This window comes from Arthrobacter sp. 135MFCol5.1 (genome assembly GCF_000374865.1).
Taxonomy (GTDB): domain Bacteria; phylum Actinomycetota; class Actinomycetes; order Actinomycetales; family Micrococcaceae; genus Arthrobacter.
Map to the genome: position 1 here is coordinate 42,182 of NZ_KB895466.1, position 24,263 is coordinate 66,444.

24 protein-coding genes are annotated in these 24,263 nt (G+C 67.6%); 17 read left to right on the forward strand and 7 right to left on the reverse strand.

Translation table 11 applies throughout. The features are described from left to right. Window positions 1–12 precede the first annotated feature (12 nt). Entirely contained in the window at window positions 13–1,194 is a 1,182-nt protein-coding gene (locus tag C563_RS0117855; protein ID WP_026265060.1) for a sensor histidine kinase, read from the reverse strand. A gap of 207 nt (window positions 1,195–1,401) precedes the next feature. Between C563_RS0117855 and C563_RS0117860 the strand changes: the two genes are divergently transcribed. Continuing rightward, on the forward strand, window positions 1,402–1,782 hold the full coding sequence (locus C563_RS0117860) for a DUF485 domain-containing protein (protein WP_018763439.1): 381 nt from the start codon (window positions 1,402–1,404) through the stop codon (window positions 1,780–1,782). Beyond that, entirely contained in the window at window positions 1,779–3,395 is a 1,617-nt protein-coding gene (locus C563_RS0117865) for a solute symporter family protein (RefSeq protein WP_018763440.1), read from the forward strand. Before C563_RS0117860 ends, C563_RS0117865 begins: the two co-directional genes overlap by 4 nt. A 109-nt stretch (window positions 3,396–3,504) precedes the next feature. Here the strand turns inward: C563_RS0117865 and C563_RS0117870 are convergent, their stop codons facing one another. The 4 genes from C563_RS0117870 to C563_RS0117885 form a co-directional block, all read right to left on the reverse strand. Then, the gene (locus tag C563_RS0117870; protein ID WP_018763441.1) at window positions 3,505–4,155 is read right to left on the reverse strand and encodes a hypothetical protein; all 651 of its coding nucleotides are present in this window, start codon (window positions 4,153–4,155) and stop codon (window positions 3,505–3,507) included. 2 nt (window positions 4,156–4,157) lie between these two features. After that, window positions 4,158–4,562 carry a DUF4383 domain-containing protein gene (locus C563_RS0117875; RefSeq protein WP_018763442.1) on the reverse strand — a complete coding sequence of 135 codons (405 nt, stop codon included), beginning with the start codon at window positions 4,560–4,562 and terminating at the stop codon, window positions 4,158–4,160. Window positions 4,563–4,733: 171 nt separating this feature from the next. Then, window positions 4,734–5,279 (reverse strand): hypothetical protein, encoded by a 546-nt coding sequence (locus C563_RS0117880; protein WP_155845216.1) that lies wholly within the window; start codon window positions 5,277–5,279, stop codon window positions 4,734–4,736. Between the two features lie 122 nt (window positions 5,280–5,401). Then, window positions 5,402–5,875, reverse strand: a complete 474-nt coding sequence (locus C563_RS0117885) for an Lrp/AsnC family transcriptional regulator (RefSeq protein WP_026265061.1) — start codon at window positions 5,873–5,875, stop codon at window positions 5,402–5,404. Window positions 5,876–6,068: 193 nt separating this feature from the next. Between C563_RS0117885 and pdhA the strand changes: the two genes are divergently transcribed. From pdhA to C563_RS0117900, 3 genes are read left to right on the forward strand one after another with little or no spacing between them, the layout of a single operon-like run. After that, a complete protein-coding gene (gene pdhA / locus C563_RS0117890; protein WP_018763445.1) occupies window positions 6,069–7,238 on the forward strand; it encodes a pyruvate dehydrogenase (acetyl-transferring) E1 component subunit alpha in 1,170 nt (389 codons plus the stop codon). After that, entirely contained in the window at window positions 7,238–8,248 is a 1,011-nt protein-coding gene (locus C563_RS0117895) for an alpha-ketoacid dehydrogenase subunit beta (RefSeq protein WP_018763446.1), read from the forward strand. The genes pdhA and C563_RS0117895 overlap by 1 nt, the downstream gene beginning before the upstream one ends. Then, window positions 8,245–9,684: a dihydrolipoamide acetyltransferase family protein gene (locus C563_RS0117900; protein WP_018763447.1), complete on the forward strand. Its 1,440-nt coding sequence runs from the start codon at window positions 8,245–8,247 to the stop codon at window positions 9,682–9,684. Before C563_RS0117895 ends, C563_RS0117900 begins: the two co-directional genes overlap by 4 nt. Here the strand turns inward: C563_RS0117900 and C563_RS0117905 are convergent. Continuing rightward, the gene (locus C563_RS0117905; protein WP_018763448.1) at window positions 9,681–10,361 is read right to left on the reverse strand and encodes an SACE_7040 family transcriptional regulator; all 681 of its coding nucleotides are present in this window, start codon (window positions 10,359–10,361) and stop codon (window positions 9,681–9,683) included. The two genes, C563_RS0117900 and C563_RS0117905, sit on opposite strands and share 4 nt — an antisense overlap. Before the next feature lie 145 nt (window positions 10,362–10,506). Here C563_RS0117905 and C563_RS0117910 point away from each other — a divergent pair, with 145 nt between their 5' ends. From C563_RS0117910 to C563_RS0117940, 7 genes are read left to right on the forward strand one after another with little or no spacing between them, the layout of a single operon-like run. Then, window positions 10,507–12,114: a carboxyl transferase domain-containing protein gene (locus tag C563_RS0117910; RefSeq protein ID WP_018763449.1), complete on the forward strand. Its 1,608-nt coding sequence runs from the start codon at window positions 10,507–10,509 to the stop codon at window positions 12,112–12,114. 7 nt (window positions 12,115–12,121) lie between these two features. Continuing rightward, complete coding sequence (locus C563_RS21595) at window positions 12,122–14,308, forward strand: acetyl/propionyl/methylcrotonyl-CoA carboxylase subunit alpha (RefSeq protein ID WP_018763450.1); 2,187 nt, start codon at window positions 12,122–12,124, stop codon at window positions 14,306–14,308. A gap of 2 nt (window positions 14,309–14,310) precedes the next feature. Beyond that, window positions 14,311–15,474, forward strand: coding sequence for an acyl-CoA dehydrogenase family protein (locus tag C563_RS0117920; RefSeq protein ID WP_018763451.1), 1,164 nt, complete (start codon window positions 14,311–14,313; stop codon window positions 15,472–15,474). Window positions 15,475–15,522: 48 nt separating this feature from the next. Then, window positions 15,523–16,329, forward strand: a complete 807-nt coding sequence (locus C563_RS0117925) for a CoA transferase subunit A (RefSeq protein ID WP_018763452.1) — start codon at window positions 15,523–15,525, stop codon at window positions 16,327–16,329. Further along, window positions 16,326–17,105, forward strand: coding sequence for a CoA transferase subunit B (locus tag C563_RS0117930; protein ID WP_018763453.1), 780 nt, complete (start codon window positions 16,326–16,328; stop codon window positions 17,103–17,105). Before C563_RS0117925 ends, C563_RS0117930 begins: the two co-directional genes overlap by 4 nt. Then, complete coding sequence (locus C563_RS21600; RefSeq protein WP_018763454.1) at window positions 17,102–17,668, forward strand: MaoC family dehydratase; 567 nt, start codon at window positions 17,102–17,104, stop codon at window positions 17,666–17,668. Before C563_RS0117930 ends, C563_RS21600 begins: the two co-directional genes overlap by 4 nt. Further along, a complete protein-coding gene (locus tag C563_RS0117940; RefSeq protein ID WP_018763455.1) occupies window positions 17,665–18,504 on the forward strand; it encodes an HpcH/HpaI aldolase/citrate lyase family protein in 840 nt (279 codons plus the stop codon). The genes C563_RS21600 and C563_RS0117940 overlap by 4 nt, the downstream gene beginning before the upstream one ends. On the opposite strand, the gene C563_RS0117945 is transcribed toward C563_RS0117940, so the two are convergent. Further along, the gene (locus C563_RS0117945; protein WP_018763456.1) at window positions 18,501–19,967 is read right to left on the reverse strand and encodes a lipase maturation factor family protein; all 1,467 of its coding nucleotides are present in this window, start codon (window positions 19,965–19,967) and stop codon (window positions 18,501–18,503) included. The genes C563_RS0117940 and C563_RS0117945 overlap by 4 nt on opposite strands. A 73-nt stretch (window positions 19,968–20,040) precedes the next feature. Between C563_RS0117945 and dxr the strand changes: the two genes are divergently transcribed. From dxr to C563_RS0117970, 5 genes are all read left to right on the forward strand, one after another. Continuing rightward, on the forward strand, window positions 20,041–21,225 hold the full coding sequence (gene dxr, locus C563_RS0117950) for a 1-deoxy-D-xylulose-5-phosphate reductoisomerase (RefSeq protein WP_018763457.1): 1,185 nt from the start codon (window positions 20,041–20,043) through the stop codon (window positions 21,223–21,225). Between the two features lie 17 nt (window positions 21,226–21,242). Beyond that, a complete protein-coding gene (locus tag C563_RS0117955) occupies window positions 21,243–22,571 on the forward strand; it encodes a M50 family metallopeptidase (protein ID WP_018763458.1) in 1,329 nt (442 codons plus the stop codon). Window positions 22,572–22,650: 79 nt separating this feature from the next. Further along, a complete protein-coding gene (locus tag C563_RS0117960; protein ID WP_026265062.1) occupies window positions 22,651–23,388 on the forward strand; it encodes a hypothetical protein in 738 nt (245 codons plus the stop codon). Then, a complete protein-coding gene (locus C563_RS0117965) occupies window positions 23,385–23,867 on the forward strand; it encodes a hypothetical protein (RefSeq protein WP_018763460.1) in 483 nt (160 codons plus the stop codon). Before C563_RS0117960 ends, C563_RS0117965 begins: the two co-directional genes overlap by 4 nt. Before the next feature lie 71 nt (window positions 23,868–23,938). After that, a complete protein-coding gene (locus C563_RS0117970; RefSeq protein WP_018763461.1) occupies window positions 23,939–24,232 on the forward strand; it encodes a YciI family protein in 294 nt (97 codons plus the stop codon). Window positions 24,233–24,263 lie beyond the last annotated feature (31 nt).

A 24,263-nucleotide genomic window follows, 5' to 3' on the forward strand; every position in this document is an offset into this window, starting at 1 on the left:
GCGGGGGCCGCTTCACGCGTCATGTCCGGGCTGGGACTTGGGTACGCGCATGGTGATCAGGGTTCCCTCGCCCGGCGCCGTTTCCACCACCAGCCCGTGGTCGTTGCCGTAAACCTGCCGGAGCCGGGCATCCACGTTCCGCAGCCCCACGTGGTCCCCGTCGGTGTGGCCTGCCAGCACGGACCGGAGCTGTTCCGGATCCATCCCCACGCCGTCGTCCTCGATGGTGACTTCGGCGAAGGCGCCGGCGTCCTCTGCGGTGATGGTGATGTGTCCGGGCCCCGCTTTGGCCTCAAGGCCGTGCCGGACGGCATTCTCCACCAGCGGCTGCAGGCTCAGGAAGGGGATGACGGTGCTGAGGACCTCGGGGGCTACGCGCAGGCTGACCTGGACGCGTTCGCCAAACCGGGCCCGTTCCAGCAGCAGGTAGCGGTCGATGCAGCGGAGTTCCTCTGCAAGGGTGGTGAAGTCGCCGTGCCGCCGGAACGAGTACCGGGTGAAGTCGGCAAACTCCACCACGAGCTCCCTGGCCCGCTCGGGATCCGTGTTGATGAACGAGGCGATGGCGTTCAGCGAGTTGTAGATGAAGTGCGGGCTGATCTGCGCTCGAAGCGCCCGCACTTCCGCCTCCATCAACAGTGTGCGGGATGCGTCCAGCTCCGCGAGTTCCACCTGCACCGCAACCCAGTCGGCCACTTCCCCCGTTGCGCGGACGAGGCCCGCGCCGGCCGTGGGGGCGAACGCCGCCACCGCGCCCACCACGCGGGTGCCGGCCCGCACCGGGGTGATAACTGCGGCCAGGGGCCCGCCGGTTCCCTCCGCGCCTGCAGGTAGCACGGCCGCCCGGCCTGATTCCATGGCGCCGGCGGCGAGCTGCATCAGCCGCGCCCGGATTTCCTCAGCGCCGCCATCCCAGGCCAGGACGCCGGACGTGTCGGTTATGGCCAATGCGTCGCAGCCCAGCAGGGAGCGAAGCTGGCGGGCGGCCTTCGCGGCTCCTGACGGGTTCAGCCCGCGGCGCAGGTGCTGGCCTGCCTGGGAGGCGGCGTGCAGCGTGCGGTAGGTGGCCCGCTCGGCGTCGGTGCCCAGCTCCCTGAAGGAACGGAGTACCTTCAGGCCCACCCCGACGACGACGGCAATGGCCATGGCGATCAGCGCCACTGCCGCGGCGGTCAGGAGGGGGGAGTCCGGCATGGTGCCCAGCGTAGCGGCGGGTGCCGTTTGCCGCAGCATCGCAGCCGTTGAGCGACCCCGCGCCGCGTAGTTCTGGAATACCGCGCCGGACAGGCCGCAGAGTGATTGCAGTCACATCTGCGGTTTCCCTGGCAGAGTTCCCGGGCAGTTTCCTGCCGCGGGCCCTGCCGCCCGGTGTGTACCCGCATGACTCAATGAGGAGGAACGATGGGTAACGAGGCCCATACTCCGGACGCAGCGGCGTCCGTGGACTTCGAGCAAGTCCAGTCGACCGGGCAGTTCCAGGAACTGCGCAGGCGTCACCGCAGCTTTGTCTTCCCCATGGCAGTGGCCTTCCTGCTGTGGTATTTCGCTTACGTCCTCCTGGCCGATTATGCGGTGGACTTCATGTCCACCAAGGTTTGGGGCAACATCAACGTCGGCCTGATCCTGGGGCTGCTCCAGTTCGTCTCGACCTTCGCCATCACCGGCTGGTACGTGCACTACTCCAACCGGAAACTGGACCCGATCGCCACCGAAATCAGGAATGAGATCGAGGGGCACGAATTCGACAAGGACGGACACCGAGTGGGCGGAGCCAACAAATGATTGCAATCCCAGCCGCCGTGGATGTTGCCGCGCTCAAAGACACCACCCTCTTGAACATGGGCATCTTCGGCCTGTTCGTGGCCGTGACCATGGTGATCGTGTTCCGTGCCAGCCGGAACAACAAGACCGCCGCCGACTACTACGCCGCCGGCCGGTCGTTCACCGGCTCGCAAAACGGCACCGCCATCGCCGGGGACTACCTGTCGGCGGCATCCTTCCTGGGCATCACCGGCGCCATCGCCATCAACGGCTATGACGGCTTCATGTACTCCATCGGCTTCCTCGTGGCGTGGCTCGTGGCGCTGCTCCTGGTGGCCGAACTGCTGCGGAACACCGGCAAATTCACCATGGCGGACGTCCTGTCCTTCCGGCTGAAGCAGCGCCCGGTCCGGATAGCGGCGGCCATCTCCACCCTTGCCGTCTGCTTCTTCTACCTGCTGGCCCAGATGGCCGGTGCGGGAAGCCTGATCTCCCTCCTGCTGGGCATCAGTGACTGGGGCGGACAGGCGCTGGTAATCATCGTCGTCGGCGCCCTCATGATCATGTACGTCCTGATCGGCGGCATGAAGGGCACCACGTGGGTGCAGATCATCAAAGCCATGCTGCTGATCGCCGGCGCCGCCGTCATGACGCTGTGGGTCCTGGCCATCTACGGCTTCAACCTCTCCGCCCTCCTGGGCGGCGCCGTGGAAACCGCCAACAACCCGGCCGTCCTGAACCCCGGCCTGCAGTACGGCAAGACGGAAACCTCGAAGCTGGACTTCATGTCCCTGGGCCTGGCCCTGGTCCTGGGCACGGCAGCCCTGCCGCACGTGCTGATGCGCTTCTACACCGTGCCCACGGCCAAGGAGGCCCGGAAATCCGTGGTGTGGTCCATCTGGCTGATCGGCCTGTTCTACCTCTTCACCCTGGTGCTCGGCTACGGCGCAGCCGCCCTGGTGGGCGCTGACACCATCAAGAGCGCCCCCGGAGGCGTCAACGCGGCCGCCCCGCTGCTGGCCTTCCACCTGGGCGGCCCGCTGCTGCTCGGCTTCATCTCCGCGGTAGCGTTCGCCACCATCCTGGCCGTGGTGGCCGGGCTGACCATCACCGCCGCCGCTTCCTTCGCGCACGACATCTACGCCAACGTCATCGCCAAGGGCAAGGCCGACGCCGCCACGGAAGTCCGGGTGGCCCGGCGCACCGTGGTGGTGATCGGCATCCTGGCCATCCTGGGCGGCATCTTCGCCAACGGCCAGAACGTGGCCTTCCTGGTGGCCCTGGCCTTCGCCGTCGCCGCGTCCGCCAACCTGCCCACCATCATCTACTCGCTGTTCTGGCGGAAGTTCACCACCCAGGGCGCGGTGTGGAGCATGTACGGCGGCCTGGCGTCGGCGATCCTGCTCATCGTTTTCTCCCCGGTGGTATCCGGTGCCAAGACCTCGATGATCCCGGGCGCCAACTTCGCCCTCTTCCCGCTCAGCAACCCCGGCATCGTGTCCATCCCGCTGGCGTTCCTGCTGGGCTGGCTGGGCACCACGCTGGACAAGCGGCGCGAGGACCCGGCCAAGCAGGCCGAAATGGAAGTGCGCTCGCTGACGGGCATCGGGGCTGAAAAGGCGGTGGACCACTAACTGACGCCGGGCAGCCCGGAACACGGAAGAGCCTCCATGCCGCTGGTGCGGTGTGGAGGCTCTTTTGTTGTGCGGCGGTGCGGCCGTGGACGGCTTTCGCCGTTGCGTTTCACCGTTGATGGTGGCCGGCCGGGGCCAGGTTTCCGTGTTCTCCGTGCGGGACGGCGTACTGGCCCGCCGTCGACGCAGCGAGTCCCGGCGTCGCTATTCCCGCCACCAGCACGGCGCCGGCGAAGGCTGCCGCAAGCAGCCGTCCGGGCCGGACCGATCCCGCCGTACCGCGGCCTGCCCGCGGCCCGCCTTCCCGGCGTGCTTCCGTCCGCCCGAGCCAGCCAAGGGACGCAATGATCATCAGCGTCAGCAGCAGGGCGGAGAGCTGCGTGAGGTTGAGCCCGGACGTCCGCGGAGCGGCGAAGGCGATGGCCGCCACATGGACTGCTGCGGCGCTTCCCAAGGAATACCGCACCCGCCGGCCGCCCGCCGGAGGCTCCTTGGCCAGGAACACGATGGCTCCCGCCAGCAGGGCGGTGCCCCACAGCGCGGCTGCCGCACCGGCGGCAAGCCCGAGAGGTTGCGCGGGCCCGGCTGCCGCGGCGAAGAAGCTGGACGCGATGGCCAGGTTGACCGATCCCGCGCCGAAGCCGGCGAACCCGGCAACAAGCCGGACGGCCGGGACGGCAGGGGACGCCGCCCAGTCAGGGGCGGCAGCAGCAGCCCCCGGAGCCGCCGGGCCGGAGGCGGCCATGCCGGATGCCGCCATGGCTATGCCCGGGCAGCGGCCGGGGACTTGTCCAGGGACAGGCCCACGCCCAGGAGCAGGACGGCGCTGGCGAGGTGCAGGACGTTGTCGGCACCGTTCAGGGCGATGATGTTCAGCGGCGAGTCCAGCAGGAACAAGCCCACGATGCCCACCAGGAGGTAAACGGCGCCCACGGTGGCGTTGAGGGTGCGTGCGGTGTCCGTCCCGCGGAGTCCGGCGAACAGCAGGGCCGCGCCAATGGCCAGGTGGATGACGTTGTGGAGCGGGTTGACCTCGAAGATGATCAGGTTCGCGCCTTCGGTGGCGACGAATCCGACGCCGGACGTGACGGCAAAGCCTAGGAGGCCCACCAGTAGGTAGACGGCTCCGAAAACGGTGGCGACGAGACGGTTGGGTGAGTTGCGCATGGGACGAATCCTTCCTAGGGCGGGGACAGTTCCCCGAACGCCGGGCCCGGACGGACCCTCGGAAGCAGTTCGCATCACTGCAGGAGAAGGATGGGTGAAAAGATCAGTACCCTTTGTACTGCGCGGCTGCCGGGGCCGCACCGGCCCGCCCGCAATCGCGCGGCGGAGCGGTCAGGCAGCGGGCCGGAGCTTGATGTTGGTCATCTTGAGGTCGTTGGTGCCCTCGAAGCGGTAGGCGAGGTCGACCTTCTTGCCGTTACAGCTGATCTGGCCCGCCACGTCGGCTGATTTCAGGCCGTTTTCGGTGGCCACCTTGAGGTCGGTGTAGGCGGGCTTGCAGGAGTCATCCAGTTCCAGGCTTTTCACCCCGGCGATGAACGCCTCCTTGGAAAGCTGCTGCTGGAGCGCGGGGTCAAGGTAGTTGTCATATGCGGTGGTCACCTCGCCCGCGATCACCTTCTTGGTGAAGTCGTCGGCGAGGCCCCTGGCCTGGTTGGTGGCACTGTTCACCACGTTCACCAGGATCACGACGCCGAGGATCACCAACAGCAGCACCCCGCCGATGCCGCCGAGCACGATCCACAGTTTCCGCCGGCTGCGCACCCGCGGACGTTCCCCGGGCGGGCCGAACGGGGCCGGCTGCGCAGGCATCGGGGGCAGTTGCTGCGGCGACGGGTCCGCGTGTCCGTGCCGGTACGAATCCTGGGGACTGCTCAAGGGGAGCCTTTCGGGGACGGGTGCGGTGGCACCGGCGGATTGCCCGGGCCCATCCCGGCCCGGCGCGTAACTGGAACCAGCCTATAACCCCGGCCTCCGGCGTCGTGCCTCCCGTGGTGCAGCTACCCTCCCTCCGAGCCCCGTTCCAGGAGGGGCTGCACCCGGAAGGGGATCAGCTCGCCCATGGCCAGGGCCGTGTCCGCCCGCTCCACGCCGTCGCAGGCCAGGATCTTGCCGTTGATCCGGAACAGGTCCTCGGCGTCCTTGGCCACCACGCGCAGCAGCAGGTCTGCCGACCCCGTGAGCCCGTACCCCTCCAGGATCTCGGGGATCGCCGCGATCTCTTCCGCCAGCCGCCCGAGTTTCTGCTGCTGGACGTGCACGGAGATGAAGGCCATCAGCGGGTAGCCCAGCGCCACCGGATTAATGCGCCGTTCGAAGGACAGGAAGACGTGCTTCTTTTCCAGCTGTGCCATCCGCGCCTGGACGGTGTTCCGGGACAGGCCGAGCTTTTGCGCCAGTGCCACCACGGTCCGGCGCGGGTCCTGCGACAGCGCCGACAGCAGGCGGGTGTCAGTGCCATCCAAAGCTTGCATAATGCGCAACGCTAGCACGGTGGCAGCACGGCGGACAGTGCATTCTGCTCAGAAACAGCCGTGGTGGTTGTACCCCCTGAGCATTGTGAGTAGGGTCACAGTATCTGGGGCAATGGCGCCCGGAAGGCCGGTGGCGGCTGGAGCCAAAAGCCCGAAAACCACAGGTCAACGACGTACGAAGGTTGCGGCAATCGTGTCTACAGACGAAACGGGCCATGGCGGTGCAATCACCCCCGACAACGCAGGGGAATCCACCGCGTCCGGGCAGGAACTCCTCCAGTTGATCACCCCGGAAGGCGAGCGGATCAGCCACCCGGAGTTCGATTTTTGGGTCAAGGACATCACCGACGAGCAGTTGTGTTCGCTGTTCGAGGACATGACGGTCATCCGGCGGATCGATGTTGAAGCCACCGCCCTGCAAAGGCAGGGAGAGCTGGCGCTCTGGCCGCCGCTGCTGGGGCAGGAGGCGTCCCAGATCGGTTCGGGACGCGCCATGCGGGCGGACGACTTCGTCTTCTCCAGCTACCGCGAGAACGGCGTGGCCTACTGCCGGGGAGTGGACCTGACAGACCTGCTCCGGGTCTGGCGCGGCAACGCCTCCGGCGGCTGGGACCCCTACAGCATCAACATGGCAACGCCGCAGATCATCATTGGCGCCCAAACCCTCCATGCCACCGGCTATGCCATGGGCATCCAGAACGACGGCGCCGATGCCGTGGCAGTTACCTACTTCGGCGACGGCGCCACCAGCGAAGGCGACGTCAACGAGGCCATGGTGTTCGCCGCCAGCTTCCAGGCCCCCGTGGTGTTCTTCTGCACCAACAACCACTGGGCCATCTCCGAGCCCGTACGGCTGCAGTCGCACATCCACCTTGCGGAGCGGGCCACAGGCTTCGGCATCCCCAGCCTTCGGGTGGACGGCAATGACGTCCTGGCTGTCATGGCAGGCACCCGGCTTGCACTGGACAGGGCGCGGCGCGGCGGCGGCCCCACCTTCATCGAAGCCGTCACCTACCGGATGGGACCGCACACCACCGCCGATGATCCCACCCGCTACCGGGACGCCAACGAACTGGAGGACTGGGCGGCAAAGGACCCTATCTCCCGGCTGGCATCGCTCCTGGACCGGAAGGGCCTCCTGACCGCGGAGCTACAGGAGCAGGTCCGGCGCAAGGCCGATTCCGTGGCAGCGGAAATGCGCCGCGGTTGCACCACCATGCCGGATCCCCAGCCGATGGACGTCTTCAAGCACGTCTACAGCGCCCCCAACTCCTGGCTTGAACGCCAGCAGGACCATTACGCCCGCTACCTGGCTTCATTCGGCGACCCCGCAGGAGCAGTTTCAGAGGAAGGTGCACGCTGATGACCCAGTTGACCTTTGCCCGCGCCATAAACGCCGGCCTGCGGAAGTCGCTGGAAAGCGACTCCAAGGTGGTCCTCCTCGGCGAGGACATCGGTGCCCTCGGCGGCGTGTTCCGGGTAACCGACGGCCTGCAAAAAGACTTCGGCACCCACCGGGTGGTGGACACGCCGCTGGCCGAATCCGCCATCGTGGGGACTGCCGTCGGCCTGGCCTACCGCGGCTACCGCCCTGTGGTGGAGATCCAGTTCGACGGATTCATCTATCCGGCGTTCGACCAGATCGTCAGCCAGGTGGCGAAGCTTCATTACCGCACCCGCGGCGCGGTGAAGATGCCCATCACCATCAGGGTTCCCTTCGGCGGCGGGATCGGCTCGCCGGAGCACCACTCCGAGTCCCCGGAAGCGTACTTCACACACACCTCCGGGCTGCGCGTGGTGGCCGTTTCCAACCCCCAGGACGCGTACACCGTGATCCAGCAGGCCATTTCCTGCGACGATCCCGTCCTGTATTTCGAGCCCAAGCGCCGCTACCACGACAAAGGCGAGGTGGACGAGTCGGCCGCCCTTTCTTCCGCCCTGCCCATGGACAAGGCCCGCGTGCTGACCGAGGGCACCGACGCCACCCTGGTGGCCTACGGACCCCTGGTCAAGACCGCACTGGACGCCGCCACGGCCGCAGCCGACGAGGGAATCTCCCTCGAAGTCATCGACCTGCGCTCGCTGGCCCCGGTGGACTACGACGCCGTGGTCGCCTCCGTGCGGAAGACCGGGCGCCTGGTGGTCACGCACGAAGCCGGACAGTCCGGCGGCCTCGGAGCGGAAGTGGCCGCCAGCATCACCGAGCGGTGTTTCTACCACCTCGAAGCTGCTCCGGTCCGGGTCACCGGGTTCGACATTCCGTACCCGTACTCCAAGCTGGAAATGCACCACCTGCCGGGCCTGGACCGTATCCTCGACGGCGTGGACCGCGCCCTGGGCCGCCCGAATTCCCTGAGCGGGCTGGAAGGATGAGCGCCACCATGATCAAGGAATTCCGTCTCCCTGACCTGGGCGAAGGGCTCACAGAGTCAGAAATCCTCAGCTGGAAAGTGGACGTTGGGGACACCGTCAGCCTGAACCAGGTCATTGCCGAGGTGGAGACAGCCAAAGCCGTGGTGGAGCTTCCCTCTCCGTATGCCGGGGTTATCAAGGAGCTCCACGAGCAGCCCGGGTCCGTGGTTGAGGTGGGCAAGCCCATCGTCTCGTTCGAGGTGCCGGACGACGCCGGAACGGCACCTTCGGACCCGGCCGGAACGTTGACGGCGGAGCCGGGGCAGCGCGGCGCGGAAACGCAGAAACGGGAACCGAACCTGGTGGGCTACGGCGCCGTCGTCGAAGGCTCCGGCCGGCCGGCCCGCCGGCCCCGGAACTTCACCGCCCCGGTGGTTGGCGCGGTCAAAACCGAGCCGGTCAAAATCGAGCCGCTCAAAACTGAGCCGGTCAAAACCGCGCCGGTCCAAACCGGGCCTTCGGTGGTCGAGCCTGCCGAAACCAGGCCTGCTGACACTGCAACCGCCGAGCGGCCACGGTCCACACCCCCGGTGCGCAAGCTGGCCAGGGACCTGGGGGTGGACCTGGCACGGGTTCCCGGCACCGGGCCTGGCGGGTTGATCACCAGGGAAGACGTCCGGGGATTTGCCGGACACAACGAAGAGGCTGTCCCGCCCCTGGCGGAGCCGGTGGCCCTCTCAGGCAGCCGGTTGGGGGAGCGGGAAACCCGGACTCCCATCAAGGGCGTCCGCAAATACACCGCGGCCGCCATGGTGCAGAGTGCCTTCACCGCCCCGCATGCCACCGAATTCCTCACCGTGGACGTGACGCCAAGCCTTGAACTGCTGGCCAGGCTCAAGAACAGCAGGGAGTTCGCCGGCTTCAAGCTCACCCCGTTGACGCTCGCGGCCAAGGCAGTCCTCGTCGCCCTCCGCAGGAATCAAGCGCTGAATTCGCACTGGGATGAGGAACGCCAGGAAATCGTCACCTACAACTACGTCAACCTTGGCATCGCGGCGGCCACGCCCCGGGGACTCACCGTTCCAAACATCAAGGATGCGGACACCATGCAACTTCCGCAGCTCGCCCAGGCGTTGACGGCGCTCGCGGAAACGGCCCGCGCCGGCAAGACCACGCCTGCCGAGCTGTCCGGGGGCACCATTTCCATCACCAACATCGGCGTTTTCGGCATCGACGCCGGTACCCCCATCCTCAATCCCGGTGAAGCGGCCATCCTGGGGCTGGGCGCCGTCCGGACCCTGCCGTGGGAATACCGGGGCGAGGTGGCCCTGCGCCAGGTGATCACCTTGAGCCTGTCCTTCGACCACCGGCTGGTCGACGGCGAACAAGGCTCCCGGTTCCTGGCCGACGTCGGCACCATCCTGGCCGAGCCGGGAATGGTGCTCACCATGGTCTAGCGGGAGGGCGGGGCGTCCCCTGCACTGTCCGCCAGCAGCGCTGCCAGTGCCATGCGCTCAAGCAGGGGGCGGGCCACGCCTGCCGCCATCCGCCGGCCATGGCTGCGGACGGAGTGCGGAGTGGAGTTGATGAGGCCGAAGGTGGCGTGCGCCCGCATGCGGAGTTCGGCAGCGTCCGTCCCGGGGTGGACTCCGGCGAGGACGTCCACCCATAGCTCCACGTAGCTGCGCTGCAGGGAGCGCACCGCGGACTGGTCCTGCTCGGAGAGGTTGCTGAGGTCCCGGTCCTGGACGCGGATCACGTCGGGCTTGCCGAGCGCAAAGTCCACCTGGAACTCCACCAGCCGGCGCAGGGCGGCTGCCGGGTCGGCGCTGTCTTCCACCACCTGGCGTCCGCCGTCCAGCAGTTCCTGGCTCACGGTCACCAGGAGGTCGGCGAGGACTGCCTGCTTGCCCGGGAAATGGCGGTACACCGCGGGGCCGCTCACGCCCGCGGCCGCGCCAAGGTCTTCGAGCGACACCCGGTTGAACCCGTTCAGTGCGAACAGGGAAGCCGCCGCGGTGAGCAGGGCCTGCCGCCGGTTCTCCTTCGCCTTGCCGCGCTGCGTGGTGGGAGCCGGGTGCGGCGTGGTGCCTGGCTGCGCGGCGTTGCTGGACTGTGTTCCCGTGCTTGGCACTTTTCCTCCTCGGACCGACGCAGATTCTACCAATACCACTATGTGTTGGACATCACAGTTAATCGAGACTAACCTGAATTTCAGTTATTAGTCACTAACCGAGTTGGCCTGGAGTCGGCCCGGTCCAGACAGGAACGGATCGTCAATGGAGACCCTGGCCAGCAGGCTCGACCCCGCAAGCGAGTCCTTCCGCGCCAACCGGGAAGCGCAACTGGCTCTCGCCGGCGACCTCCGGAAGAGGCTGGCGGACGCGGCCCTCGGCGGACCACAGAAATCGCGGGAGAGGCACGTGGCCCGGGGGAAGCTGCTGCCACGGGACCGGATCGACCAGTTGCTGGATGACGGGAGCCCGTTCCTGGAAATCGCGCCGCTGGCTGCCAACGGGATGTACGGCGACGACGCACCGGGCGCAGGAGTCATCGCCGGGATCGGACTGGTGCACGGGCGGCAGGTGCTGGTGATCTCCAACGATGCCACCGTCAAAGGCGGAACCTACTACCCGATGACGGTGAAGAAGCACCTGCGTGCCCAGGAGATAGCCCTCGAAAACGGGCTGCCCTGCATCTACCTGGTGGATTCGGGCGGGGCGTTCCTTCCCAAGCAGGATGAGGTCTTTCCGGACAAGGACCATTTTGGCCGCATCTTCTACAACCAGGCCAGGCTCTCCGCCGCGAAGATACCGCAGATCGCCGCCGTCATGGGGTCATGCACCGCCGGCGGTGCCTACGTCCCCGCCATGAGCGACGAGACAGTCATTGTCAGGAACCAAGGCACGATCTTCCTGGGCGGCCCGCCCCTGGTGAAGGCCGCCATCGGGGAGATCGTGACTGCGGAGGAACTCGGCGGTGGAGACGTGCACGCACGCATCTCCGGGGTGACCGACCACCTGGCCGAAAATGACGAGCACGCCCTGCAGATCATCCGGGACATCGTTGCCACCCTCCCGCCGCCCGCCGCGCCCGCCTGGCAGGTGGAGCCCGTCGTCGAACCCGCCGTGGAACCGGACGGAATCTACGGCGCCGTGCCCACGGACGTCAACGCCCCCTACGACGTCCACGAAGTCATCGCCCGGCTGGTGGACGGCAGCAGGTTCCACGAGTTCAAACGGGAATACGGCACCACCCTTGTCACGGGATTCGCCCGGATCTGCGGACACCCCGTGGGAATCGTGGCCAACAACGGCGTGCTTTTCAGCGAATCGTCGCTCAAGGGCGCCCATTTCATCGAACTCTGCGACCAGCGCGGCATCCCCCTGCTGTTCCTGCAGAACATCTCCGGCTTCATGGTGGGCAAGGACGCCGAGCAGGGCGGCATCGCCAAGAACGGCGCCAAGATGGTGACCGCCGTGGCCACTGCCCGCGTTCCCAAGCTGACGGTGGTGATCGGCGGCTCCTTTGGCGCCGGCAACTATTCGATGTGCGGCCGGGCCTATTCGCCGCGGTTCCTCTGGATGTGGCCGGCCGCCCGGATCTCCGTCATGGGCGGCAACCAGGCCGCCAGCGTCCTGGCCACCGTGAAACGCGACCAGTACGAGGCGGCCGGCGAAGAATGGCCGGCAAGCGACGAAGAGGCGTTCAAAGCACCCATCCGCCGCCAGTACGAGGACCAGGGCAGCCCCTACTACTCCACGGCCAGGCTCTGGGACGATGCCGTGATCGACCCCGCAGACACCCGCACCGTCCTGGGACTGGCGCTCGACGTCGTCTCCCGCACCCCCTTGCCGGAGACCTCCTTCGGCCTCTTCCGGATGTGAGCCCGCAATGACCATGCAAACCCGAACAGATCCAGCCCCCGGCGGCACGTCCACCCCACGCCTGTTCGGCACGGTCCTGGTGGCAAACCGCGGTGAAATCGCCTGCCGGGTCATCCGGACCCTGCGCCGCCTGGGCATCCGGTCGGTGGCCGTCTACAGCGATGCCGACGTCGGCGCCCGCCACGTCCGCGAAGCTGACGCGGCCGTGCGCATCGGCCCGGCAGCCGCCGTCGACAGCTACCTGAGCGCGGACGCCATCATCGGAGCATGCCGGCAATCCGGTGCCGAAGCCGTCCACCCTGGGTACGGCTTCCTCAGCGAGAACGTGGACTTCGCCCGCGCCCTGGAGGAAGCCGGCATCACTTTCATCGGACCCGGAGTGGAGGCCCTGAACGTCATGGGGGACAAGATCCGGGCCAAGAACCACGTGGCCGGCTACGGCGTGCCGGTGGTTCCCGGCATCGCCGAGCCCGGCATGACCGACAGCGAACTGGTGGAGGCAGCCGGCGGGGTCGGCTTTCCGCTCCTGATCAAGCCCTCCGCCGGCGGCGGCGGCAAGGGGATGCACGCCGTCGAAAAACCGGAGGACCTGGCCGCCGCCCTGGCAACGGCCCGGCGCGTGGCCGCCGCCGCGTTCGGCGACGACACCCTGTTCCTGGAACGCCTGGTGACCACCCCACGGCACATCGAAGTGCAGGTGCTGGCGGACAGCCACGGCAACGTCATCCACCTGGGCGAGCGGGAATGCTCGCTGCAGCGGCGGCACCAGAAAGTCATCGAGGAAGCGCCGTCGCCGCTGCTGGAGGGCCTTCCGGACGGGGCGGCCATTCGGGCACGGATCGGCGAGGCGGCCTGCAATGCAGCCCGCAGCGTGAACTACCGGGGCGCCGGAACCGTGGAATTCCTGGTTTCCGACGACGCACCGGACGAGTTCTTCTTCATGGAGATGAACACCAGGCTGCAGGTGGAGCACCCGGTGACCGAAATGGTCACCGGCACCGACCTCGTGGAATGGCAGGTAAGGATCGCCGCCGGTGCCGAACTGACGCTCCGGCAGGCCGACGTCGAACTTTCCGGCCATGCCGTGGAAGCGCGCGTGTACGCCGAGGTGCCGGAGAAGAATTTCCTCCCCTCCACCGGGACCGTGCTGGTGCTGGACGAACTGCCATCCCCGGCCGGGGGCCGGGTCCGGGTGGACTCCTCCCTGCTGGAGGGCCTGGAACTCCCGGCCCACTATGACCCCATGATTTCCAAGGTCATCGCGTGGGGCGAAGACCGCGGTGCCGCGCTGGCAACCCTTGACGAGGCCCTGGCCCGCTACACCGCCTTGGGCATTGACACCAATGTGGAGTACCTGCGGCTCCTGCTGAACGACCCCGACGTCAAGGCCGGCCACCTGGACACCGGCCTGATCGAACGCAAGCTGCCCGGCATGGAATTCCGGAAGGCCGGTGACGCCGAACTGGTGGCCGCGGCGCTGTACGCGCTCTCCCTGGAGGACCACAACACTGCCCCGGGGAGCGGACCGTGGCGGGCCCACAACGGCTGGCGGCTCGGAACGCCGGCACCGCGCCGGATCAGCCTGGGAACGGCCGACGACGGCGTGGCCACGGTTGAGGTCACCGGAAGCCCAGCAGGGGAAGCCGCCGTCACGGCAGCCGTTGACGGGCGAAAGCAGGAGCGCGCCGGACTGTCCCTTGAGGACCCGCGGCGGGCCGTCCTCCGGCTGGGCGACGGCACCCGAAGCTACGCCGTCGGCACCCGAAGCTACGCCGTCGGCGCAATCCCCGGCCGGCCCACACGGCTCTTCCTGGGCAGTGATGGCTGGTCCTGCCGGCTTGAGGTCCTGGCCCGGGAGGCACGGCTGGACCGGGTGCTGGCCGCCATTCAACGGGAAGAAGGCTCAGCGGACCCCGAGGTGCGCTCGCCAATGACGGGAACCGTGGTGGCCGTCCCGGTCACCGACGGCGACGCGGTCCAGGCCGGGGAGGTCCTGGTGTCCGTGGAGGCCATGAAGATGGAGCACCACCTCGTTGCGCCGCTGGCCGGCACCGTGCACCTCAGCGCCCGCACCGGCGACCTGGTGAAGGCCGACCAGGTTCTGGCCACCGTGCACCCCCACCCTGCAGACGCGGAACCGACGCCCGCAGATACCGACACAGACACAGACACCAGCCAAGGCGAAGGAGCCTGACCATGACCGGATTCGAACTCAGCGAGGAATACCAGGACCTCAGCGACACCGTCCGCGACTTCGCGGACAACGTGGTGGCCCCGGTCTCCGCCAAACACGATGAGGAACACAGCTTCCCCTATGACGTGGTGAAACAGATGGCCGAGATGGGCCTGTTCGGGCTGCCCTTCCCGGAGGAATTCGGCGGCATGGGCGGCGACTACTTCGCGCTCGCCCTGGCCTTGGAACAGCTCGGACGCGTGGACCAGTCGGTGGCCATCACGCTGGAGGCCGGCGTTTCCCTGGGTGCCATGCCGGTGTACCGCTTTGGAACCGACGCCCAGAAGCAGGAATGGCTTCCGCTCCTGGCATCAGGCCAGGCGCTCGCGGGCTTCGGGCTCACCGAACCGGAGGCAGGTTCGGATGCGGGCGGTACCAAGACCACCGCCCGCCGCGAGGACGGCAGCTGGGTCATCAACGGCAACAAGGAGTTCATCACCAACTCGGGAACGGATATCACACGGCTGGTCACCGTCACCGCCGTCACCGGCCGGAAGGAAGCCGCAGACGGCAGCCTGCGGAAGGAGATCTCCACCATCCTCGTGCCCACGGATACGCCGGGCTTCAAAGCCGAGAAGCCGTACAACAAGGTGGGCTGGAACGCCTCCGACACCCACCCGTTGACCCTCAAGGATGTCCGCGTACCGGAGGAAAACCTCCTCGGCGAAGAAGGGCGCGGGTATGCGAATTTCCTGTCCATCCTGGACGAAGGCAGGATCGCCATTGCCGCGCTGGCCACCGGCGCCGCCCAAGGCTGCGTGGACCTGTCGGTCAAATACGCCAGGGAACGCAGGGCATTCGGCCAGGAAATCGGCAAGTACCAGGCCATCTCCTTCAAGATCGCGCGGATGGAAGCGCGGGCCCACACGGCCCGCCTGGCCTACTACGATGCGGCCGCCAGGATGCTGGCCGGCAAGCCGTTCAAGACCCAGGCGGCCATCGCTAAGATGGTCGCAGGCGAGGCGGCCATGGACAACGCGCGGGATGCCACCCAGGTATTCGGCGGCTATGGCTTCATCAACGAGTTCACCGTGGCACGCCACTACCGCGACTCCAAGATCCTTGAAGTGGGGGAGGGCACCACGGAAGTCCAGCTGATGCTGATCGCCCGTGAACTGGGACTGTAAGCACCTGCGGCAGCAGTACGGATCGCAGCCGGCCTGAAAGGATCACTGATGATTGACAAGGTTGTAGCCAGCGCCGACGACGCCGTGGCGGATATCCCGGACGGGGCTTCCCTGGCGGTTGGCGGCTTCGGGCTGTGCGGCATCCCGGTGGCCCTGATCGACGCCCTGCACCGCGCCGGCACTACTGGCCTGGAAACGGTCAGCAATAACTGCGGCGTGGATGACTGGGGCTTGGGCATCCTGCTCCGCGACGGCCGCATCCGCCGCACCATCAGCTCCTATGTGGGGGAGAACAAGGAGTTCGCCCGCCAGTACCTTGCCGGTGAGCTCGAGGTGGTGTTGACACCGCAGGGCACCCTGGCCGAGAAGCTGCGCGCCGGCGGCGCCGGCATCCCCGCGTTCTACACCAAGGCGGGGGTGGGGACCCAGGTGTCCGACGGCGGCCTGCCGCAGAAGTACGACGCCGACGGCGGCATCGCGATCGCCTCCGCGGCCAAGGAAGTGCGTTCCTTCGGGGGAGTGGACTACGTCTTGGAAGAATCCCTCACCCCCGACTACGGGCTGGTGCACGCCTGGAAGGGTGACCGGCACGGCAACCTGGTCTTCCATGCCACGGCCATGAACTTCAATCCGCTCTGCGCCATGGCCGGACGCATCACCATCGCCGAGGTGGAGGAACTCGTCGAACCCGGCGAACTGGACCCCGAACACATCCACACCCCCGGGATCTTTGTCCAGCGGGTGGTCCTGGCGGCCGGCGGGGAAAAGCGCATCGAAAAGCGGACGGTGGCCTTGGAGGCCCCGGCCGCGGCGGGCGGGAACCCCGCCGGCAGTGACCAGCAGGCAGGAGCATGACCATGGATCCCAACAGCCCCGAGGCGCCCCGCCCGGAAGCGGTCCGTCCGGAGTACCGGCGCGGCGGCGGGCACCAGCCCGGGCCCGGCGGAGCCGCCGCCGCAGCAGGCAGCAAAGGCTGGACGCGGAACGAACTGGCCGCCAGGGTTGCCCGGGAACTCCGCAACGGCCAGTACGTCAACCTTGGCATCGGCATGCCCACCCTGATACCCAACTACATTCCGGCCGGGGTGGAAGTGGTGCTGCACTCGGAGAACGGGATCCTGGGCGTCGGCCCCTACCCGGCAGAGGACGCGGTGGATCCGGACCTGATCAATGCCGGCAAGGAAACCGTGACGGTCAACCGGGGTGCGGCGTTCTTCGACTCGGCAACGTCGTTTGGGATGATCCGCGGCGGCCACGTGGACCTGGCCGTCCTGGGCGCGATGGAAGTGGCCGCCAACGGAGACCTCGCCAATTGGATGGTCCCGGGAAAGATGGTCAAGGGAATGGGCGGCGCCATGGACCTGGTGTTTGGCGCCAAGCGCGTGATCGTGATGATGGAGCACGTGGACCGGAACGGCAATCCCAAGATTGTCAGGGAGTGCTCGCTCCCGCTGACCGGCAAAGGCTGCGTGGACCGGATCATCACCGACCTCGCCGTGATCGACGTCGTCCGGGACGGCGGCCCCTCCCGGCTGGTGCTGCGCGAGCTGGCCCCCAACGTTTCCGTCGAAGACGTGGTGGCCGCCACCGGCGCGGAATTGTACGAAGAAGACCAGGAACTTACCGTATGACCGGCACCGACCCCACTGATAGGCTCCCGGCCGGCCCAGCGGCCCCAGGGGGCGGCCGGCGCGTCATCGAGCAGCGCGGGCTCTACTTCGACGAGCTGGAGGAGGGCGTGCTGTATGCCCACCGGCCTGGACGCACCGTGACGGAAACGGACAACGTCCTTTTCACCACCCTCACCATGAACACGCAGGCGCTGCACCTGGATGCTGCCTGGAGCGCGGGGCAGCCTTTTGGCCAGCGGCTGATGAACTCGATGTTCACCCTCGCCACCATGGTGGGGCAGTCCGTCACCCAGTTGACCCAGGGGACCATCATCGCCCAGCTCGGGCTGACCGATGTCTCCTTTCCGCACCCGCTCTACCACGGGGACACGCTCTACACAGAGACCGTGATCACCGGCAAACGGCTTTCGGCCTCCCGGCCGGGCCAGGGCATTGCCACCATGGAGCACACCGGGCGCAACCAGGACGGAGCCGTGGTGGCACGGGCCACGAGAAGCTGCCTGATGTGGACCCGGGCCGCCCACCAGGACCAGCCCGACGCACAGGGGAGAATGCCCGTATGACATTTGTGATGGGCCCGGCCCTGCTCTTTTGCCCCGCCGACCGCCCCGAGCGCTACCTGAAAGCCGCAGCGCGGGCGGACGCCGTGATCCTGGACCTCGAGGACGCCGTGGCGCCACCGGACAAGCAGCGGGCGCGCGGGGCAATCCTGGCCCAGGCGGGCGCTGCAGGAGACGATCCCGAACTTGACCCCAGCCGGACCATCGTCCGGGTCAACCCGGTCGGCACGGACGACTTCGCGAAGGACCTGCACTGCCTGGCGCACACGCCGTACCGCACGGTGATGCTCGCCAAGGCGGAATCGGCTGAACAGCTCAAGGCGCTGGAAGGCTACCAGGTCATTGCGCTGTGCGAAACGGCCCTGGGCGTGCTGAATGCCCCCGCCATTGCGGCTGCCCCCAACGTTGTGGCCCTGATGTGGGGAGCAGAGGACCTCGTGGCCACGTTGGGCGGCACCTCCAGCAGGAAGGACGACGGCGGCTACCGGGCGGTCGCCCTGCACGCCCGCTCCTCGGTGCTGCTGGCCGCCAGGGCCTTGGGCAAGGAAGCCATCGACGCCGTGTACACCAACATCCCCGACCTCGACGGGCTGGCGGACGAAACCGCCGACGCCGTGGCCTCCGGGTTCGGCTCCAAGGCGTGTATCCATCCCGGCCAGGCCGCCGTGGTCCGCAAAGCCTTCGCTCCCTCCGGGGAGGAGGTGGCCGGGGCGCGTGAACTGCTGGACGCTGCCGCGGCGGCCGGGAGCGGGGTCTTCCAACACCACGGAAAGATGATCGACGGGCCAATCCTGAAGCACGCCGAAGGCATCCTGCGCCGTGCAGGCAGGGACGCCTAGCTGCCCTTCCGTCCCGTCGGCCGGCGAAGGGACGTGGGCGGAATGGGCTCGTACAGCAGCGTCCGCACCCAGCGGTTCCCGGTCTCCCGGAGCTCCTTCCGGGTGGCGAAGCGGTAATGGAAACTTCGCACGCGCACCAGGCGCGGCGCGGCGCCGTCGAACGGGTCATGCCGGAGCAGCCGCAACACCTGCCGGTCCGCCACGAGCAGTTTGCCCAGGAAGGCATAGAACCATTCCTCGTGCACGCTCCGCAGCGGCAGGAACCACATCAGCCAGTCCAGCCGCAGGTGGTACGGAGCCCACTGCCGGGGAATGCGGCTGACATCGCCGGGTTTGCCCTTGAAGCCGTACTCGCGCCAGTCCGACGCGTCCCCGGGGTTCCCGTCCAAGGTTCCTTCCACCACGATCTCGATGCGCTGCCTGGTCACCGTGCCGAAGGCGCCGTAGGCATTGACCAGCTGCCACCGGTTGAAGCTGGCATTCATGAGCTGCCGGCGGGAGAAGAGGTTCCGCAAAGGCCAGTAGCTAAGGACCAGCAGCAGGAGGGACGCCGCCAGCGTTATGGCCAGCCACCACAGGGGAGTGGCCGGTGCTGCGCTGGCGTGCCAGTCCGCCGGGACGGCCGGGATCACGGCGTGGGCCACGGGATCGCTGACCGCGGCAAACGCCAGGATGATCGCCATCCAGTTCAGCCATGCAAAGTTGCCGCTCGCCACCAGCCACAGCTGGGTGGCCACGACGACGGCCGCCGCCACGCCCGCCACCGGCTGCGGGGCGAACAGCAGGAACGGCACCACCAGCTGGGCGATGTGGTTGCCCACCACTTCGATCCGGTGCAGCGGCTTCGGCAGCAGGTGTGCCTGCCTGCTGAGGGGGCCCGGCATGGGCTGGGTTTCATGGTGGTAGTACAAGGCCGTCAGGTCCCGCCACTCGCGGCCGCCGCGGATCTTGATCATGCCTGCCCCGAATTCCAGCCGGAACACCAGCCACACCACCAGGATCAGGATGGTCCGCGGCGGTTCCGTCTGGTCCGATCCCAGGAAGGCCACGGTGAAACCGGCCTCCAGCAGCAGCATCTCCCAGCCGAACCCGTAGAAGGTCTGCCCCACGTTCACGATGGACATGTACAAAAGCCACAGGGCAAGGAACGCCAGCAATGGAACCCAGGGCGGTCCGGCCTGGGGGAGCCCGGCGACGAGCAGCGCCGAGACCGCCAGGCCTGCGGCGCAGACACCGCGCAGCAGCCGGTCGGAATACCGCCAACGGAACAGCGTGGGCCGGGACAACCGGGAAAACGCGGCCAGGAAGTCCGGCACCGGAAGGAGGCCGCGCTCTCCGAGCAAGGCCGGGAACTGGTTCAGCGTGGACAGGAACGCAACGAAATACAACGCTGCGACGCCCCGTTGCAGCACCTGCCGGGCAAATTCATACTCCGGCGCATCGAACCAGGTGAGCCAGTCCACGGTTTCCACGTTACGCCCGGCCGCCCGGCGGTCAAGGCGCAGCAGGCCCGGCCGCGTGCGGGATACTTAACGGATGCAGCCACGCAGAATCGTCCTCCTCGGATCCACCGGTTCCATCGGCACCCAGGCGATCGACGTCGTCGACGGCGCCCCGCACCTGTTCGAGGTGGTGGCACTCAGTGCCGGTGGCGGCAACCTTGAACTGCTGGCCCGCCAGGCGGTCCACACCGGCGCCGCCGTGGTGGGCATCGCCGCCGGTGACCCCCGCCGGCTGGAATCCCTTATCCGGGAAGCAGCAGCCGCCGCCGGCCGTCCCGGGTACCGCCCGGAAATCGTGGCCGGACCTGACGCCTCGGCCCGGATCGCCGCGGTGGAAGCGGACGTGGTCCTCAACGGCATCACCGGTTCCATTGGCCTGGCGCCCACCCTTGCGGCACTCCGCTCCGGGGCCACCCTGGCCCTGGCCAACAAGGAATCGCTGATCGTTGGCGGCAGCCTGGTCAAGGCTGCGGCCAAGGAAGGCCAGATTGTGCCCGTCGACTCGGAACACTCGGCGATCGCCCAGTGCCTGCGCGCAGGGACGGCAGCCGAGGTGGACCGGCTCATCCTGACCGCCTCGGGGGGGCCTTTCCGCGGCAGGAGCCGGGAGCAGCTGCATTCCGTCACGCCACGCGAGGCGCTGGCGCACCCCACCTGGGACATGGGGGTCATGGTCACCACCAATTCGGCCACCCTGGTCAACAAGGGACTGGAAGTCATCGAAGCCCACCTGCTGTTCGATATCCCGCTCGACCGGATCGATGTGGTGGTGCACCCGCAGTCCGTCGTCCATTCCATGGTCCAGTTCGTTGACGGCTCCACCATTGCCCAGGCCTCCCCGCCGGACATGCGGCTTCCGATTGCCCTTGGCCTGGGCTGGCCGGCCCGGGTACCCATGGCCGCGCCCGCCTGCGACTGGACCCAGGCCGCCACCTGGACCTTTGAACCCCTGGATGCTGCAGCCTTCCCGGCCGTTGACCTTGCCAAGGACGCCGCCAAGCAAGGCAGCACCTTCCCTGCTGTTTTCAATGCGGCCAACGAAGAGGCCGTTACGGCGTTCCATGCGGGCCGGATCCGGTTCACCGACATCGTCGATACCGTGGACGGGGTGCTCAGCGAACACTCAGGTTCCTCCGGGCTGACAGTGGAGTCGGTGCTGGATGCTGAAAGCTGGGCACGCGCCCGCGCCCACGAACGTTTAGCAGTCAGCAGTCTCTAGGAAGCAGCAGCACCTCCATGACCCCTGTCCTACTTTTCATCCTCGGCGTCGTCTTCGTGGCCGTCGGCATTGCCGTGTCCATCGCCCTCCACGAGGTGGGGCACCTGGTGCCGGCCAAGCTCTTCAAGGTGCGCGTCACCAAGTACATGATCGGCTTCGGGCCCACCCTCTGGTCACGCCGCAAGGGTGAAACCGAGTACGGCGTGAAAGCCGTTCCGCTGGGCGGCTACGTCTCGATGATCGGCATGTACCCGCCCAACAAGGAGGACGGCTCGGTCCGGCCCTCCAGTACCGGGATGTTCCAGACGCTGGCTACGGAAGCCCGGTCACTAGCCCACGAAGAGGTAGGACCCGGCGACCACGACCGCGTCTTCTACCGGCTGCCGGTCTGGAAAAAAGTGATCGTGATGCTGGGCGGGCCGGCCATGAACATGGTCCTTGGGGTGGTGCTGACGGCCGTCCTCCTGATGGGATTTGGCATTGCCACCGCCACCACCACCATCTCCGACGTCTCCAAATGCCAAGTGGCCGCAGGGCAGACCGTCGATCCCGACTCTGCCGACTGCCAGCTGACCCCCGCGGCAGCGGCGGGACTCAAACCCAATGACACCATCACCTCCTTCGACGGCAAGGCCGTCACCAGCTGGGACCAGCTGACGGAGTGGATCCGCGCCTCTGCCGGCAAGGAAGTGGCCATCACCGTTCAGCGGGACGGCGCTGCCGTGTCAACCACGGTGACGCCGGTCCTGTCTTCCCGGCCCGTGATGGGCGCCGACGGGCGGCAGGCCACCGATGCTGCCGGCAACCTCCAGTACCAGGACGTCGGTTTCCTTGGCATCGGCGCGCAAACGGCGCTCGTGTCCCAGCCGGCGTCGTCCGTCCTGCCCATGGCCGGAGAGAACATCCGGCAGGTGGCCGGCGTGGTGTTCAACCTGCCCGCCCGTGTGGTGGGCGTAGCCAAGGCCGCTTTCAGCGAGGAACCCCGGGACCCCAACGGCCCCATCAGCGTGGTGGGCGTGGGCCGGGTGGCCGGCGAGGTTGCCGCCATGGAAGCTGTCCCGCTCCAGTCCCGGCTCGCCACCCTCGTGGGCCTGATGGCCGGCCTGAACTTCGCACTGGCCGTATTCAACCTCATCCCGCTGCTGCCCCTTGACGGCGGCCATGTGGCCGGAGCCCTGTACGAAGGAGCGCGCCGCGCCGTGGCCAGGCTGCGCGGCCGGCCGGACCCGGGAGCGTTCGACATCGCGAAACTGCTGCCCGTGACCTACGTCGTGGCGGCTTTGTTGATGGGCATGAGCGCCCTGTTGATCTACGCGGACATCGTCAAGCCCGTCAATCTGTTCTGACATCAGCCGATTTAGGCTGACTTTGCTAAATCAGTCAGATTTGATTGATTGTTATGAATCACCCGCCTATGGTTGATCTATGTTCGTAATGACGATCGACCAGCGTGGCAGCACGGGTGACCTGGACCGGGTCCCGGGTTTCATTGAGCAGATCGCGCGCCTCGAACCTGCCGGGGCCGGCAGGCCGGCTTTCGAGCGGTCGGTCGGCGACGAAGTCCAAGGGGTGGTGCGGGACGCTGATGCCGTCGTGGACATCGCCCTGTACGCGCTCCGCGAAGGGCACTGGTACGTCGGCATCGGCGTCGGAACCGTGACGCTGCCGGCGGGTGCCAGCCCGCGGGAAGGCACCGGAACCGCGTTCGTGGCTGCCCGGAAGGCCGTTGAGCGCGCCAAGGCCGCCGCTTCCCAAGTGCCGGTGTCAGTGGTGGCCGGCATCATGGCGGGGGAGGCGGGCGGGAATACCCCGGCCGGGGAAGGGGAGCGGACATGCGCCAAAGCCGAAGCGGTGCTCCGGCTGCTGGGCCGCCTGGTCCAAGAGCGGACGGAAGCCCAGTGGCGGGTGGTTGACGCGCTGCGGCACTTGGACGCCGGCGCGCCCGGAGCCGGCCGGCCTGGTCCGGCCCGGCACGGCAGCCAAAAGCAGGTGGCCAGGGAACTTGGAATATCGGAGCAGTCCGTGAGCCGTACCGTGCTTCGCTCCGGATGGCAGGAAGAATGGGCAGCACGGCCGGCCGCATCGCTGCTGCTTGATCTCGCCCAAGCACAGGTGGTCCCGGCCGTACAGGAAACCGGAGCCGGCGATGGAGGAGTCAAGTGACCGCAGTGTGGGTGGCCGTGGCCTTGGCGGTGGCAGGTTTCGTGGGATGGCCGGTGACGGCCTTGGTGTTCAAGCTCGCCAGGACCATTGACGACAAAGCCGATGCCGCCACGACGGCAACGGACGCCGGCTCCGCTGCCCAGGACCCGTCTGCCGACGTCACGGTGGACGGCGAGCTGACGGCGCAACCCGGGCCGGCGGCGTCGAACGGAACGGACGCAGCAGCGTCGGCTCCGGGCCAGCGCATCCTGCGCGGCGGCGCCATCATCGGCGTGCTGGAACGGCTCGGCGTATGCCTTGCCATCCTGGCCGGCCAGCCGGTCGCCATCGCCTACATCGTCGCGATCAAGGGCCTCGGCAGGTTCGCTGAACTCAAGGAGACCCCTGTGGCCGCGGAGCGCTTCATCATCGGAACCCTCACCTCCATGCTCTGGGCGGCAGGAACCGCAGCCGCCGCCAAAGTCCTTTTCCTGCAGTAAACGTCCACCGCGTCCTCGAACCGGGACAGCCCGGATGGGTACGAAGGCAGGCATGGCGATAGGGTAGCCGTATGACAGTTTTTGCCGTTGAGTACGTTTACGCCGCCAACTCCACCGAAACCCGCAACGAGGTCCGGCCCGCGCACCGCGAATGGACAGGCGGCCTGGCGCAGGACGGGGTCATCGTGGCCAGCGGACCCTACGGCGACGGGGCCGGTGCCCTCCTGATCTTCACGGCAACAGACGAAGCTGCCCTGAACTCGATCCTTAAGCAGGACCCGTTTGCCGCGGCCGGCGTCATTGCCGGGACCCGCATCACTGAATGGTCACCGGTCACCGGCATGCTTGCCGGGCTCGCCGCGTAACCGCATCCCTACCCTTTCAACCCAAGGAGTC